The 14,356-nt window shown below is 40.6% G+C and carries 15 protein-coding genes; 11 read left to right on the top strand and 4 right to left on the bottom strand.

All coding sequences use genetic code 11. The features are described 5' to 3' along the window. Positions 1-133: 133 nt before the first annotated feature. The gene (locus ACYQ28_RS07710) at positions 134-694 is read left to right on the top strand and encodes an HD domain-containing protein (RefSeq protein ID WP_460049477.1); all 561 of its coding nucleotides are present in this window, start codon (positions 134-136) and stop codon (positions 692-694) included. 60 nt (positions 695-754) lie between these two features. On the opposite strand, the gene ACYQ28_RS07715 is transcribed toward ACYQ28_RS07710, so the two are convergent. Continuing rightward, positions 755-1,126, bottom strand: coding sequence for a hypothetical protein (locus ACYQ28_RS07715; protein WP_460049476.1), 372 nt, complete (start codon positions 1,124-1,126; stop codon positions 755-757). A 2-nt stretch (positions 1,127-1,128) separates the two neighbouring features. After that, positions 1,129-1,371, bottom strand: a complete 243-nt coding sequence (locus ACYQ28_RS07720) for a UPF0175 family protein (RefSeq protein ID WP_460049475.1) — start codon at positions 1,369-1,371, stop codon at positions 1,129-1,131. Between the two features lie 248 nt (positions 1,372-1,619). On the opposite strand from ACYQ28_RS07720, the gene ACYQ28_RS07725 reads away from it, so the two are divergent. From ACYQ28_RS07725 to ACYQ28_RS07755, 7 genes are all read left to right on the top strand, one after another. After that, positions 1,620-4,979, top strand: a complete 3,360-nt coding sequence (locus tag ACYQ28_RS07725; RefSeq protein WP_460049474.1) for a WD40/YVTN/BNR-like repeat-containing protein — start codon at positions 1,620-1,622, stop codon at positions 4,977-4,979. Positions 4,980-5,314: 335 nt separating this feature from the next. Beyond that, complete coding sequence (locus ACYQ28_RS07730) at positions 5,315-5,830, top strand: hypothetical protein (RefSeq protein ID WP_460049473.1); 516 nt, start codon at positions 5,315-5,317, stop codon at positions 5,828-5,830. Between the two features lie 11 nt (positions 5,831-5,841). Next, positions 5,842-6,180, top strand: coding sequence for a hypothetical protein (locus ACYQ28_RS07735; RefSeq protein WP_460049472.1), 339 nt, complete (start codon positions 5,842-5,844; stop codon positions 6,178-6,180). A gap of 55 nt (positions 6,181-6,235) precedes the next feature. Then, entirely contained in the window at positions 6,236-7,669 is a 1,434-nt protein-coding gene (locus tag ACYQ28_RS07740; RefSeq protein ID WP_460049471.1) for a hypothetical protein, read from the top strand. Between the two features lie 177 nt (positions 7,670-7,846). Further along, positions 7,847-8,194 (top strand): hypothetical protein, encoded by a 348-nt coding sequence (locus ACYQ28_RS07745; protein WP_460049470.1) that lies wholly within the window; start codon positions 7,847-7,849, stop codon positions 8,192-8,194. A 5-nt stretch (positions 8,195-8,199) separates the two neighbouring features. Beyond that, on the top strand, positions 8,200-8,367 hold the full coding sequence (locus ACYQ28_RS07750) for a hypothetical protein (RefSeq protein ID WP_460049469.1): 168 nt from the start codon (positions 8,200-8,202) through the stop codon (positions 8,365-8,367). 229 nt (positions 8,368-8,596) lie between these two features. Then, the gene (locus ACYQ28_RS07755) at positions 8,597-8,899 is read left to right on the top strand and encodes a type II toxin-antitoxin system YafO family toxin (protein WP_460049484.1); all 303 of its coding nucleotides are present in this window, start codon (positions 8,597-8,599) and stop codon (positions 8,897-8,899) included. A gap of 31 nt (positions 8,900-8,930) precedes the next feature. Here the strand turns inward: ACYQ28_RS07755 and ACYQ28_RS07760 are convergent, their stop codons facing one another. After that, positions 8,931-9,464, bottom strand: coding sequence for a response regulator transcription factor (locus tag ACYQ28_RS07760; RefSeq protein ID WP_460049468.1), 534 nt, complete (start codon positions 9,462-9,464; stop codon positions 8,931-8,933). Positions 9,465-9,466: 2 nt separating this feature from the next. Beyond that, the gene (locus ACYQ28_RS07765; RefSeq protein ID WP_460049467.1) at positions 9,467-10,672 is read right to left on the bottom strand and encodes an ActS/PrrB/RegB family redox-sensitive histidine kinase; all 1,206 of its coding nucleotides are present in this window, start codon (positions 10,670-10,672) and stop codon (positions 9,467-9,469) included. A gap of 312 nt (positions 10,673-10,984) precedes the next feature. Between ACYQ28_RS07765 and ACYQ28_RS07770 the strand changes: the two genes are divergently transcribed. From ACYQ28_RS07770 to ACYQ28_RS07780, 3 genes are all read left to right on the top strand, one after another. Next, a complete protein-coding gene (locus ACYQ28_RS07770) occupies positions 10,985-12,268 on the top strand; it encodes a PepSY-associated TM helix domain-containing protein (RefSeq protein WP_460049466.1) in 1,284 nt (427 codons plus the stop codon). Between the two features lie 123 nt (positions 12,269-12,391). Then, complete coding sequence (locus ACYQ28_RS07775; protein WP_460049465.1) at positions 12,392-12,844, top strand: hypothetical protein; 453 nt, start codon at positions 12,392-12,394, stop codon at positions 12,842-12,844. Between the two features lie 142 nt (positions 12,845-12,986). Further along, positions 12,987-14,345 carry a TolC family protein gene (locus ACYQ28_RS07780; RefSeq protein ID WP_460049464.1) on the top strand — a complete coding sequence of 453 codons (1,359 nt, stop codon included), beginning with the start codon at positions 12,987-12,989 and terminating at the stop codon, positions 14,343-14,345. Positions 14,346-14,356: the final 11 nt, after the last annotated feature.

Genomic DNA, 14,356 nt, shown 5'->3' on the forward strand with positions numbered 1-14,356 from the left:
CGTTCGTAATCGGTCAGCTGGGTATAGCTCATTGTGCATTTTCCTTTGGCGAGAAAAATGGCCGACTATACCAGCTGACCTCTTTTCAAGAAAATTGCACTTATTATCCGAAACCAAGGAGTTTTTATTGTGTATGGATAAGAAAATTGATTTTTTAGTAGAAATAGACAAGCTAAAAAACGTTATTAGAAGTTCGCCTTTAGTTGATTCTTCACGGAGGGAAAACTCGGCGGAGCATTCTTGGCATTTGGCGATGTACGCATTGATTTTGGCGGATGAGGCGCCAGAAGGTGTTGATATTAATCGTGTGATTCGTATGTTGTTAATTCACGATATTGTTGAGATTGATGCGGGTGATCATCCCATTTACGGTTCTACCGAACCTAAAGACCAACAAGAAAAAGAGCTTAAAGCCGCAGATCGTTTATTTGGATTGTTGCCTGAAGAGCTCAATCAACAATTAAAAACATTGTGGCTTGAGTTTGAAGCGGGCGAAACTCCGGATGCCGCTTTCGCAAAATCCTTAGATCGCTTTCAGCCGTTAATTCACAACGTAAAAGCCGGTGGTGGAACATGGGCGGAGTTTGGCGTTAGCAAAGAACAAGCAACCGCTCGTTACGAAAAAACTATTCCTAAAGGTTCGCCAACATTGTGGAAAAAGGCCAAGGAGTTGATGGCGTCTTATTTTGGCTAAAGAAAATTATGATGAAATTTCGTAAAAATTGATCAGTATTTATAGCATTCGTTTTCATTTTTACTCGATTAGTAGATGTCCGGTTTTCTTTAAATCTCTGAGATACCCATTGTGCGCTGGCCACGAAACTATGTTTATGGGTTCTAGCGATTCCGGTTTATAAATTAAAGTGCTTAGTCCATCAATTACGGGATTACAACTTTCTGAACCCGAATACTCGGTGGTTACAAGGCAATAACCCGGTAAAACTGGTGTGCAATAAGGATCATTAATAATTATGGTGTTGCAAATATCGCCTTCGGGCTCGTTCAATAAAATCTGAGTTTTTGTTTGTAGTGTTTTTAACTCGTCATCTGTTAATTTACAGAGAGTTTTTGTGGTAGAGCAGCCACAGATAAGAACTAAAGCACTCAAAACAATAATTAATTTCATATCTAGTTTTTAAAGTTTTTTATGGTTTTAATGTCATCTAATAAGTCGTTCTCATCATAAGAAAATAGCTGGCCCCATTTTCCGACAATTTCATGGAATTCGATTTCTGATACACCAGTAATTCTTCCGCCTTGAACACCATTAATTTTTTTCATTTGATATAAAGAAACCGCCAATATCTCTTGGTATTCCTTTTCGGTAAATAAAAGCTTTTCAACTATTTCGTCGGGAATTTGTATGTTCATCTTTGCTACACTGCTTAATCAGCTTAAGGTTACTAACGGTTGATATTGTTTGAATATGGTAAAAATAATAATTTAATCGAAAATATTACTTTTGGCATTATTTTCATTCTTACTCTGTTAATAGTTAACACTTAAGTCAATTCTTTTGAATTACTCTTCTCGCTATTCGTTTCTTCTACAAGGCTTTTAACGCCTTTTAACAGGCTCTATAAATGTACTTATAAAAAGAAATATTAAGGAGATCAACGGTGGCTTCACGTTTAGCTATGGCGATTAGATCGGCTGTGACTGGGGTTTTGGTGACAGGCGGTTTGTGTTTGTCGGTAAATACTGCGGTTTTGGCTCAAGAGAAAGATAAAGACGACGCTTCGCTGTTGTCGTCTAAAACCTTTGGTGGATTAGAATTCAGAAATATCGGCCCCGGTTTTATGTCGGGCCGTATTGCCGATGTGGCGATTGATCCCACCGATACCAGCGTTTGGTACGTGGGCGTGGGTTCTGGTGGTGTTTGGAAAACCGTCAACTCGGGCACGACTTGGTCGCCCATTTTTGATGGTCAAGAGGTGTATTCAATTGGCGCGGTCGCGCTTGACCCAAGTAACCCCAACACCGTTTGGGTGGGCACCGGTGAAAACGTCGGTGGTCGCCACGTGAGTTTTGGTGATGGTATTTATGTGAGTCATGATGCCGGCGCAAACTGGAAAAATCTTGGCCTTAAAGATTCCGGGCATATCTCTGAAATTATTGTGCATCCCACTAATTCCGATGTTGTTTGGGTAGCTGCGCAGGGGCCTTTGTGGTCGAAGGGTGGTGAGCGCGGTTTATACAAAACCACCGATGGTGGTGAAACTTGGAAACAAGTTTTAGGCGATAAAGAGTGGGTGGGCGTTACCGATGTTGTGGTTGATCCGCGTAATCCCGATGTTTTATACGCGGCGACTTGGCAACGTCACCGTACCGTCGCGGCCTATTACGGCGGCGGCCCGGGTTCTGGTTTGCACAAGTCGGTAGACGGTGGAGAAACCTGGCAGAAGTTAACCCAAGGTTTGCCCGAAGGGGAAATGGGTAAAATTGGTTTAGCGATTTCGCCCATTGACCCGGATATTGTTTATGCGGCCATCGAGTTAGATCGCCGCACCGGTGCCGTGTATCGCTCCAGTAATCGCGGTGCGTCTTGGGTGAAAGGCGCCGATGCGGTTTCTGGCGGTACCGGCCCGCATTATTATCAAGAGCTTTACGCCAGCCCGCACAAGCTTGATCACATCTTTTTAGCCAACGTGCGCATGCTGGAATCTACCGATGGCGGTAAAACATTCAACGCCATGAAGGAAGAACACAAGCATTCCGATAACCATTCCATGGAATTTATCGCCGGTGATAAAGATTACATGATGGTGGGCACCGACGGCGGTTTGTACGAAAGCTTTGATAACGGCGCGAATTGGCGTTTTATTTCTAATTTACCGGTAACGCAGTACTACAAGCTTGCCGTTGATGATGACCTACCTTTTTACAATATTTACGCCGGTACCCAAGATAACAATACCCAAGGCGGGCCTTCGCGCACCGACAGCGGCCACGGTATTTTAAATTCCGATTGGTCGGTGATTTTATTTGGTGACGGCCATCAACCGGCAACAGAACCGGGTAATCCCGATATTGTTTACGCCGAATGGCAGCAGGGCAATTTAACCCGTTACGATCGCACCAATGGCGAAGTGGTTTATATTCAGCCGCAACCGGGCAAAGGTGAGCCTCCCGAGCGCTTTAACTGGGACGCGCCTATTTTGGTGAGCCCGCACAAACCTTCGCGCTTGTATTTTGCGTCGCATCGCGTGTGGCAATCGGAAGATCGTGGCGATACTTGGACGGCGATCTCTGGTGATTTAACCAAAAACCTAGAGCGCATTCGTCAACCCATTATGGGTGGCAGCCAAGGTTGGGATGGCGCGTGGGACATTTACGCCATGTCGCAATTTAGCACCATTACCTCACTGGCAGAATCACCCGTAAAAGCCGGAGTTATTTATGCGGGCACCGATGACGGTCATATTCAGGTAACACAAGACGGCGGTAAAAATTGGCAAAAAATAGACGTTAATAAATTGCCGGGTGTGCCTAAAACCGCTTTTATTAACGATATTAAAGCCGATTTATTCGATGCCAATACCGTTTATGTGGCCCTAGATAATCACAAGCACGGTGACTTTACGCCGTATCTTTATAAAAGTACTAACCTCGGAAAATCCTGGACAAAAATCTCTGGCGATTTACCCGAGAAACACTTGGTTTGGCGTTTAGTGCAAGATCACGTTGATCCTAATCTGTTGTTTGTGGGTACGGAATTTGGCGTATTTTTCTCAGTCGACTCGGGTAAAAAATGGATCGAATTAACCGGTGGCGTGCCGACCATATCTTTCCGTGATTTAGCCATTCAACGCCGTGAAAACGATTTAATTGGTGCATCGTTTGGCCGTGGATTTTTTGTGTTAGACGACTACAGTGCGCTGCGCGAATTAACCGAGAAAAAGCTCGAACAAGAAGCCTTGTTATTTCCAACCCGTAAAGCGCTTTGGTACATAGAGCGTCAACCGCTCGGTTTAAGTGCGTTAGGTTCACAAGGTGCGAGTACCTTTTCCGCGCCTAATCCAGAGTTTGGTGCGACTTTTACCTATTATTTAAAAGACGACATTAAAACTCTAAAAGGTGAACGCAAAGCCGCAGAGAAAAAACTGAAAGACGATAAAAAATCGTTAACCTTGCCAAGTTGGGATGCATTGCAAGCAGAAGAATTGCAACCAGCTCCAGCACTGTGGTTTACCATTCGTGATGTTGACGGCAATGTTATTCGTAAAATTAATGCCATTAATTGTGACGATGCCGCATTAAAGTCGGGTAGTTGTTCTGCGAAAAAAGGCATTCATCGCATCAGTTGGGACTTGCGATTGCCAGCGCACGAAGCTGTGGGTAGCGAAGGTGGCTTTTTATCCGACGAACCTCAAGGCATGTTAATTGCGCCCGGTGTTTACAGCGTTAGCATCAGCAAAGAAATTAATGGCACGGTAACCGAATTGGTTGCGCCGCAAAACTTTGATGTTGTACCAATGCACACCAAAGGAGCTTTAAAAGAAATTGATGCCGAAGCCGTTGCCGCATTCTGGAAAGAAATTGCTGATGTACAACGCGTTGCCAGTGCTGCAAGCGCCGCATTAAGTTCAGCGGTTGCACATTTAGATGACCTAAATACCGCGCTATCTAGAACTCAATCTGCACCGGGAACACTAGATGCAAAATACTCAGCATTACGCACCAAGCTGCTCGGTATGAGCGTGCAAGTCGATGGCAACCCAGCCAAGAACCAAGTCGGCGCCGTAAACGACACCACAGGAATTGGTGATCGCTTATCACACGTCCTAATTGGCACCTTCCGCTCAACCTACGGCCCAACACCCGCCATGCGAACCAGTCTAGACATCGCCCGTGAAGAACTCACCGACCTTGTCAACCAACTGGATTTAATACTAACCAAAGACATTCCAGCCTTTGAAGCCGAACTTCAAAAAGCAGGAGCACCATGGGTACAAGGGCAAAAATTACCTAAGCTGTAAAAAGATATTTTTAGTGAAATAAAAAAGAGATCGACGACACAGGGAAGTGTTGTTCGTTATTTTTCTTCATTAGAAACCATTCAAATTAAAAATCATGTCCTTTGGTTATTTTTACCAAAAGGTTTCAATGCATTATAAAAAATGAAGTTTATAGAACTTTAATTCTATCAAAGACAGAGAGTATGAACGTTGAAAATCCCCTTTAATCACAGTTTATGATAATTTGAATGTAAGTTAAATGGAATGATTGACGTAGTTCTAAATTAAAGATAGTTTATTCAAAATTATTAGGCACGCAAAATATGTGTGGCAGGTTTGATAATAAAGAGGATCTTATGGAGAATAAGTTGTTATCTATTTTTGATGACGGGTTAAATTTTGAAGATTCGGATCGTATTGTCATTAATCGTGGTTGTTTGAAGTTTGGTAAGTACGTCTACCAATTTTCGAATGTGACGGGATTTTCTGTTGGTGAATACGAAAAACAAAAGTTTCCAAAAAAAGAAATATTTTTTCTGGTATTTTTTGGGATTTTGTTGTTGACGATATTTGTTGGAGTCATTTTTTTAATAATCGCTTACATGGTATATAGGAAGCATAAAAATATCAAACAGGTTCACTATCTTTGTGTTCTTTTGAATTCTGGAGGGCGACATTATTTTAGAAGTACGGATAAGGATGGTTTATTAAATATAATAAATTCGATGTACAAAATAATGACATCTTCTTCCAATAGAGAATTTGTTATCGACATGAGTACTAATGTGGTTGATATGAGTGATCGAAAAATAGAAATTAACGGTGATGTTTCAGGTAATTTAATTTCTGGTGATAGTAATAATATATATTGAAGAGCTGACGTATGAGCAATCGATCTATAAGTGTTACCGGGCATGTCGCGGGGATATTGAATTCTGGTGACAATAACAATATCAATTCTAATCATGAGAATAGTAGTGCTATTCGCATATACCTGAGTACAATGTTTGAAGATCTTAATGTTCAATTTCCAGATGCAGATGACAACTTCAAAATTGAATGCGTGAAACAAAAAATCACCTCTGATATAAAAAATAAAAAACCTATTTCGTTGGCCCTCAAGGACGCGCTTTTAAATGGTGCACAAGAATTAACTGGAATACTTTCTGATAATCCATTTGTAAGGTTGTCAATGGCTCTGTTGAGAGGATGGATACAGTGATAGATTGTCATAGATTTAATTGTTAGGAAGTTTAGAAATCTAAATGGATGTAGGGATGCGACCACATAAACATATTCGAGCAATATGGGATAGGTATAATAATTCGTCCCAAATTTCGGATGTGACTATTGATGAGGTAAAAACATTTGCTGAAGCTCGTGGGTTGGTTGTTAAAAATATTGCAGAGATTAAATTTGGATGGAATTCCGAAATCGAAGCCATTTTAATAAAAACAAATGAAGGTTCTGCTCTTTATCCCCGTCAGAAACTCAATGAAAATAATTTATATAAGCAAAATATAATTCAGATTCAAAATTATGAAAAATTTTGGCAGTCGGTTGATTGGTTTATGCCTCTTTTTATAGCTAGAGGCAAAATCGACGATGCTATTCATGCAATGGGCATAGATTTAAATGAATATAGGAATTGGAATAAAAGGCTATTACAAGAGCGTTTTGAACATTGCCTTACATCAATTTACACGCTTGATAACATTATTCCTGTAACTGTTCAAACTCTTTCTGGCTCAAGAGCCATTTCCAAACATTTGCCTATTATCAAAGAGTCAATATTGGCTTTTTATAGTGGTATGAAAGTGGTTGCAATAGCAGCCTTAATTCCAATAATAGAAGATATTCTCAATTCGATTATTAATGTTAGTAGTACGGATTTAGATTTAATTAATAAGGTTAACAAATGCATAGATTTGGCTCAAAAGAAAGTTATTAAAATTCATATTGAAAATGTTGACTGGATACCACCAGAGTACATAAAGTTAGAAGTTTTAAAAGTAATGAATGAACGCGTTTTTGTTTTAGAGTCGATCAGATATTGGTTGATCAATAGTTTTTATTCTAAGACAGATAACTACGATAATCATTCGGGATTTAACCGCCATTTTTTTGCTCATGCTAAATCAGATATCTGGCAGAATACATCGAACTTCTTTCGAGCAATCGGATTAATTCAAGCCCTTGCCTTTGTAGAGTGTTTTGCGTTGGAGGGGAGTGGCGTGAGTATTTTTCCGCCTACGCCTGATGAACGGAGTAATTCTTTTAAACTCGAAATTTCAGCTTGCGAAATCTGTCAATATTTTAAAAATAATTTTCTTCAGCAGTTACAAGTTGCTAACTGCTTACCTTTTAATGACATTGCTTCGGATGATGGTTGGCATCGTAGAGCAGCTTTGTTATCGAAAGAAATGAATGATCAGATTATATCTAGCTTAAGGAATAAGGGATGGCAATGTCATTCTTTTGGTGATCCTGTGAAACTAGGCGCATATATCACTGTTAATGCCTCCAAAGAAGATCGCGAAATCAAAGTTGCTTTGCTTTATACTTGCGCAACAGGAAATAAAATTTATAAGGAACTAGATAAGTTTTGTGATTTTATTTTATATCTAGGACCGCATTCGCATCAAGAAAGTTATGCTTTTGGCGTTCAAGCTAAAGTACTTCCCGTCAAAGCATGGATTCCTCCTGACTAGGTGGGGTCACAATAGTGAGTACATAAATTAACTTTTAAGGATATTTACTCAAATCCATTAATATTTCAAAAGCAGTGCAAGGGTAATATGCTCTGTGACGCACATTTGATGAAGCGTTTATAATTTAGAGTTAAAATTCGGTTGTTGGTATGAATAAGTTGTTTTAGGAGGTGGATATTGGAGCTCAAAAATCTTATAAATTGGATGGGATTAATTTCAGGCCAAGATAGATTCTATAGGGAAGACGCAGTCACAGTTCACGTTTATGGTGAAGGGGATGAGTCTTATATTGTTATAGAAAGAGAAGTATCTAAGTCTCCTAGAATCGTTGATCAATACACGATAACTCCTTTTCAAAACAAAAATAGTTTGTATGAACTTGTCCAATTTTTACAAACCTGCGAATTCGATTTAAACAATTTAGTGTCAAAGATTGTGAGCGCCGATTATGTTGAATATGGAATGAATGATGTCGCTCAATTCGACTTTGTTGAGGTTGCAAGATATCAAGTTCAGGAGAATTAATAAACATGGACAAAAAGAAGCCATCCATCACAAAAACGAGTACCCTTGATCAGAACAAAATTAAAAATGCAAAAGGTCTGAGTAAAAAAGAAAAAATTGATACTGCTGCAAAACAGGAACGGAAACTAAAGATCTCGAAATCTGTAATACAAGAGTTTGAGGAATGGCGGTAAGAGTTTTTACCAGTCAGATAATCAGAGAAGGGTTACCCGATTCGGAATTGCAACTTTTAGGAACCTCTGATTAACTCATCCATGATTTAATCAGAGGGCAGAAATTGAAAATGCGATTTCCAATTTCTTCACAATTTCAATCACTTACCGTTCTTGAAATTGGCGACACATCCTTGTGTCGCGAGAAACTCTAGGTTAATCAGAGTTTCCTTTAGTATCCAAATTCAAAATTTATAAAAAAACTGGCGAAACGCAAAACTATTTTGGTAGGGATGTGAGTTTTAACCGGCCAGAAGCAATCAAAACCGCTGGGTTAATGCATGTACATTTAAACGATAGAAAGTCATGGGGCGTTCGATTACTGCAATTTGACCGTACCAGTGATACGCACATTGTATATTGTCAAGGCTATTTTAATCCGAGCTGCTATCTACTGATTACCCTTTTAAATGGAGCTCATGCGAAATACCGAGACAATTTGTTAATGCTTAGTTTAGCTGATGTAGCTTCTGGCTTTAGAGATAAATATTAGCTTTGTTACTACCATGTTTAGTCATTAATGTTCAGTCATTTTCTAAATGCCGCTTTTGTAGTTTTCTCTGTAGTGTTCTTCTGTGCATATTAAGTTGTCGGGCCGCCGCGGATATGTTGCCGTCGTTGTCGTCGAGTGCGGTTTGAATGGCTTCCCATTCGAGTTTTTTTAGGGTTAGTGGTTTTAGGTTTTCTTCTTTGGCTAAAAGTTCGTTGTCTAGATTTTCAAACGCGCTGATTATTTCAGAAATTGACGCAGGTTTTGTTAAAAAGTTAGCGGCGCCCAGTTTTATGGCTTTTACGGCTGTGCGAATGGTACCGTAGCCGGTTAAAAACACGGTGGGTATTTCTATAAGGTTGGGTATTTCGTTTAGTAATTCTAACGAGGTGTCGGTACCAATTTTTAAATCCAATAATGCGTAGTCGTATTCTTCTTTATTAAAGGCTTCTTTAAATGCTAGTAGAGTTTCTACGTGGGTTACCTCAAAACCTTTCTTGGTAAGGGAGCGGCTGGTAATTAACCCTAGTGCAGCATCGTCTTCTAAATAAATAATCTTTTGCGACATAATTAAATACTGTTGCTAATGATTGGAAAGCTTACGGTTACCCGAATGGTAACGTCGGTTTTTGTTGTATCTTCTACGGGAGTAATTTCTAAGCCTACGGTGCCACCTTGTTTTTCGATGGTGCTGTTGGCCAAAAATGATCCTATACCCAAGCCGGTTTCTTTATTTGAGGTTTTGGGTTTACCCCAACGCACCAATATTTGCTCGGCATTAAGTTCGCTTTGGTTTTCAATGGTGATGGTTAGTTGCTGTTGATGTGTGTTAAACGCTAATGTTGGGTGTTCGTTTGATGAATCAATGGCGTTATTAATAAGATTAATTAATGCGTAGTAGAAGAGTTCGTTTGAGAGAATTTTTAGCTTGCCGCAGGCGTTGTCGTAAATAACCGGTGCTTGCTCTATTTTTTGCAACGAATAATGCTCTTTAATGCTTTCTACAATATCACTCACAGAAACCGGTTTTAGATCTTCTGATTGCTGTGCAAGGTTGGATAGGTTTTTCATGGTTGAAAAGCAGCGTTCTAGCTGTGTTTTCATTAACAAGGCGTCGTTTTTAATGTCTTCAGGTAGCGATTGCTGTTCTAAAATATCTTCGGCAATTAATTTTACGGTTGAAATGGGTGTCGCTAAGTTGTGTACGGTAGATGCAGCAACGGTTGCCAGTGCGATTAATTGTTCATTTTTAAGATTTTCTTCACGTGCGGCCGAGAGCTGAAATTCTTGCTGTCTTATTAATCGCATTAAATTGGTGATAAAAAAGCAAGTAATGATGGTTCCGGCGAGATAGTTCAACCACATGGCTACAAGATGAACACGGTAATCGGTAGAGAAATGCGCAAAATGCTGTTGTGAATCGCTAATGAGTAAAGCCGTATACAACATTATGCCTAATGCACAAATCATCCACGCTTGTTTAAAAGTGAGTGTAACCGCGGCAATTGCCGTAATGACTAAATAATAATAAATAAATGGGTTAGACGTGCCGCCGGTGGTGTAGGCGATGGCTAATACCCAGCTAATATCGATGATCAGTTCGCGCACTAGGCTGTTGGCTTGCTGTAACCTTGCCGTTTTAAACGCAATTAAAGACCAGGCCATCATCATTGCTAATACAACAAACGGCCAGTTGCCGCGCACTTCTAATAAATCGATGTTCTTTTGGGCAATCAATAAGCCGGCAGAAATTACGATTAGTGCCATTCTCAACATTAGAATGTTCTTAATAATTCCGTCCGGCCGATCAAACAGAGAGCGTTTTAATTGGTGTAAGACCATTGTTCCCCAAGCTTGCCAGCTGATTATTCAAAATGGACGTTGATTATACCTTGGGATGATCCTTTAACGCAGCTATGCGGCATTTTGTCACTACAGGTTGAGTACTGGCTTTTTGTAATATTTATTCACTGCAAATGGGTTTGATATAACGTTTTGTGGCGTTTTGTAAATCAGAATTTCACAAAGTGTTAATAATTTTCGTGTTGCGTGCGTAGCAACAGGGACGTCTTTTTAGGTGTAATTTTTATGGTCAACAGTCAATCCGTTTTGTACCGCAATGTATGGCGCTGGCATTTTTATATTGGTCTGTTGTGTTTTCCGGTCATTATTTTTATGTCTATTTCGGGTGGTTTATATCTTTTTAAACCACAAATAGAGGCTTTTCGAGAATCTTCTTACAACAATATTAGTGTTGATGCCAGCCGTGCAACACCAAACCAAATTATAGCCACTGCACAAAGCGCTTTGCCCAATGCTCGTTTTCATTTATATCGCTTGCCTAAAAACGACAGCGATGCAGTACGCATTAGCGTGCTCTCGGAAGGTGTTCGCTATTTTGTTTACGTTAATCCGTACAATTTATCTGTAATCGACGTAGTACGTTTTGATCAATTATTTACCGAATTATTAAAAGACTTACACGAATCTATTTTTATGGGCAGTTACGGCTCTTATTTTGTAGAGCTATGCGCGAGCTGGGCCATTGTATTGTTGGTAACCGGTGTCATTTTGTGGTGGCCACGAAACAGTTCTGGATTTGCTGGAGTTTTATATCCGCGATTGCAGTTACGAGGCCGCAAACTCTGGAAAGATTTGCACGTGGTGATTGGAATTTGGATCAGCATTTTTGCCTTATTTTTGTTGGTAACAGGATTACCTTGGACGCAAGGGTGGGGTAGTGCTTTTGAAAAATCCAGAAAATGGTTTGAGCCAGAACTGCAACAAGATTGGAGCACCAGTGCCGATTTAGAAAAGCTCCGTTGGAGCTCCCAAGCGGTGCGTAATGCTCAGTTATCGGAATCGGTTTACAACACGGCGGTTGAACTTCAATTGGCTTATCCGGTAACGCTTTCGGTGAGTGATACTCAAAACAACGTATGGAAGGCCAGTTCTCTCAGCCAAAATCGCCCTAAGCGCGCCGATGCATGGATCGATGGCGCAAGCGGCGAACTTATAATTCTGCAACCGTTTTCTGAGCGTAAAATTGTTGACCAGATTGTCGGTTGGGGAATTGCCGCCCACGAAGGCCAGTTATTTGGCTGGTTTAACCAACTGCTGGGGGTGTTTACTACGGTTGGTCTGATTTTTATGAGTGTGAGTGGTTTTGTGCTGTGGTGGAAACGCAAACCCAATCACCAGTTGGGTACGCCAAAAGCCATGGGTACACGTATTACCGGTGTTATGTTGGTTGTTTTGATGATTTGTGCAGCCTTGTTACCGGCGGTGCTGGTCACTGTGGTGATGCTTGTTGTGATTGATCTTTTGCTAAAACCTATCAAGCCTGTGCGTCGGTGGTTAGGTTTGTCGTGATGACTGGTTTACAACCTACAAAAGTGGGCAATTATTGATCTGCTTGGAGTGATGTGTTGTGCTCGGTTGAACCTGTTTTGGAATGGCGTTAACATTGGCCGATTAATTGTCTATGAGCCGCTAATGCTAAATCGCCGAGTCATCATTGCCTTTATCTGCTTGCTTGCGTATTTCACGCAAAGCACGGCGGTGTTTGCGATGAATTGCGCTATGGGCGAATCTCACCCTACAGCGCTTGATACTCGCTCGGTAGATTCCTTGTCGAATTCTTCGGCTTTGCAGAGTTTGCAGGTAGGCTCATCTAATCCATCTACCGATACTCATCATTGCCACGATTCTGATCAGTCGATGGATTTAAAATCGGTAAATACCAAAACTGAAGCCAATACTGCATCTGGCTCCATGAGTTGCTGTGACAGTGGTAGTTGTGATTTAGAACATTGTTCTTATCATGTGGTTGTGCCGGTAGAGTCTTTTAATTTTTCCGTAATTATTTCAGCGAAATCCCACTTCGCTGCCTATCTTCAGTCTGTTACTCGTACTGTCTCCGTTTTTTTTCGCCCTCCCAAATTTTAAAGTCCTAGCCCTAGTGGGTATTTTGCCTACTAATTTCTTGAATTTACGCGTTTAAATTCTTTGCGTTACGGCCAATGCTGTTTGTTCGTTTTTGATATGAGCACTGTTTTGGCGAGACATTATTGTTAAAAAGGTTGGTGTTGTGAAAAACAATTCCTCATTGAGTTGTATTATTCGAAGCCTAACGGCCTGTGTGTTTGTCTTTAGTTCGGTATCTATTGGTGCGCAGCAGTCGTTTGAGAATTTACCACCGGTATTAAACGAGCTGATAGAGTCTGCGATTACTAATGATCCATACTTGGCTCAAACGCGTCACTTAAAGACTGCTGCCGAGGCGGAATCTATTGCCGACCGACAGCTTAAAGATCCAAAAATTAATTTGGCTTACGCTAATCTTCCTATCGACACGTTTGATGTTAACCAAGAGCCCATGACGCAATTTCAAATTGGTATCAGTCAGGAGTTTCCGGGTGGTAAAAAACGATCGCTAAAATCAGAACAAAAAAACATTGCCGGTAATCGTTTTCCTGCATTGGCCGCGAATCGTAGGGCAGATATTGCGCGTTCGATCACTCAGTTGTGGTCGAGATTAGTTGCTAAAAAATTAGCCTTATTATTAATTAAAGACGATCAAATACTGCTAGAACAACTTAGCAACAGTTTGCAATCGAGTTATGCCAGTGGTTTAAGCAGCATTAGCCAGCAAGACTTGTTGCTTGCGCAATTAGAAATTACTCGCTTGAACGAAAAATATTTACAAATAACCAGTGAATTAAACAGCACCCAAGCCTTGCTACTTGAGTTCGCCAATCATGAGCAGGTGCAAGATGTGCTTGAGTCTGTAAATAATTATGTAGTGGGTGGTAACAAGGTTGTTTTATCGAGCTTACCTGATTTTTTGGTCATGGCGAATAATTTAACTTTACTATCGAGTTCTGATTTTATTCAAATGCAGAAGCGACATCCGGCCGCAGTTGCTGTTGATCAACGATATAAAGAGCAACAATTGCAGGTGCAATTAGAAAAACAAGACTATTTACCCGATTGGACCTTACGTGCTCAGTATGGTTATCGTGAAAATAATCCAGTAGGTGACAGCCGTGCCGACTTTTTAACGTTAGGCGTTACTTTCGATTTACCGGTTTTTACACGTAATCGTCAAAGCCAATCGGTAAAAGCAGCGCAAGAAAAAGCCAGCGCTGCGCAGTTAGAACTCGATCAGTTATTGCTCGGATTTTCGGCAAAAACACAATCGTCCATTGCACAATATAAAATCGTTAACGAACGTATAGAGATCTATCAGTCTCAATTTCTCGGCCAAAATCAAGAGTTGGTAGAGTCTTATCTTGCCGCTTACTCGGCGGGCAATGGCAGTTTTTCTGAGTTTTTGCGAGCCAAAGGTAATGAGTTAAATACGCAAATCGATTATTTATCGCTTTGGTCAACTCGTACTTCGCTAAGCGCAGACATCCATTATCTTTTAACCGAATACACCCTTTAATGGCTTGTATT

Source organism: Sessilibacter sp. MAH1, from assembly GCF_054658315.1.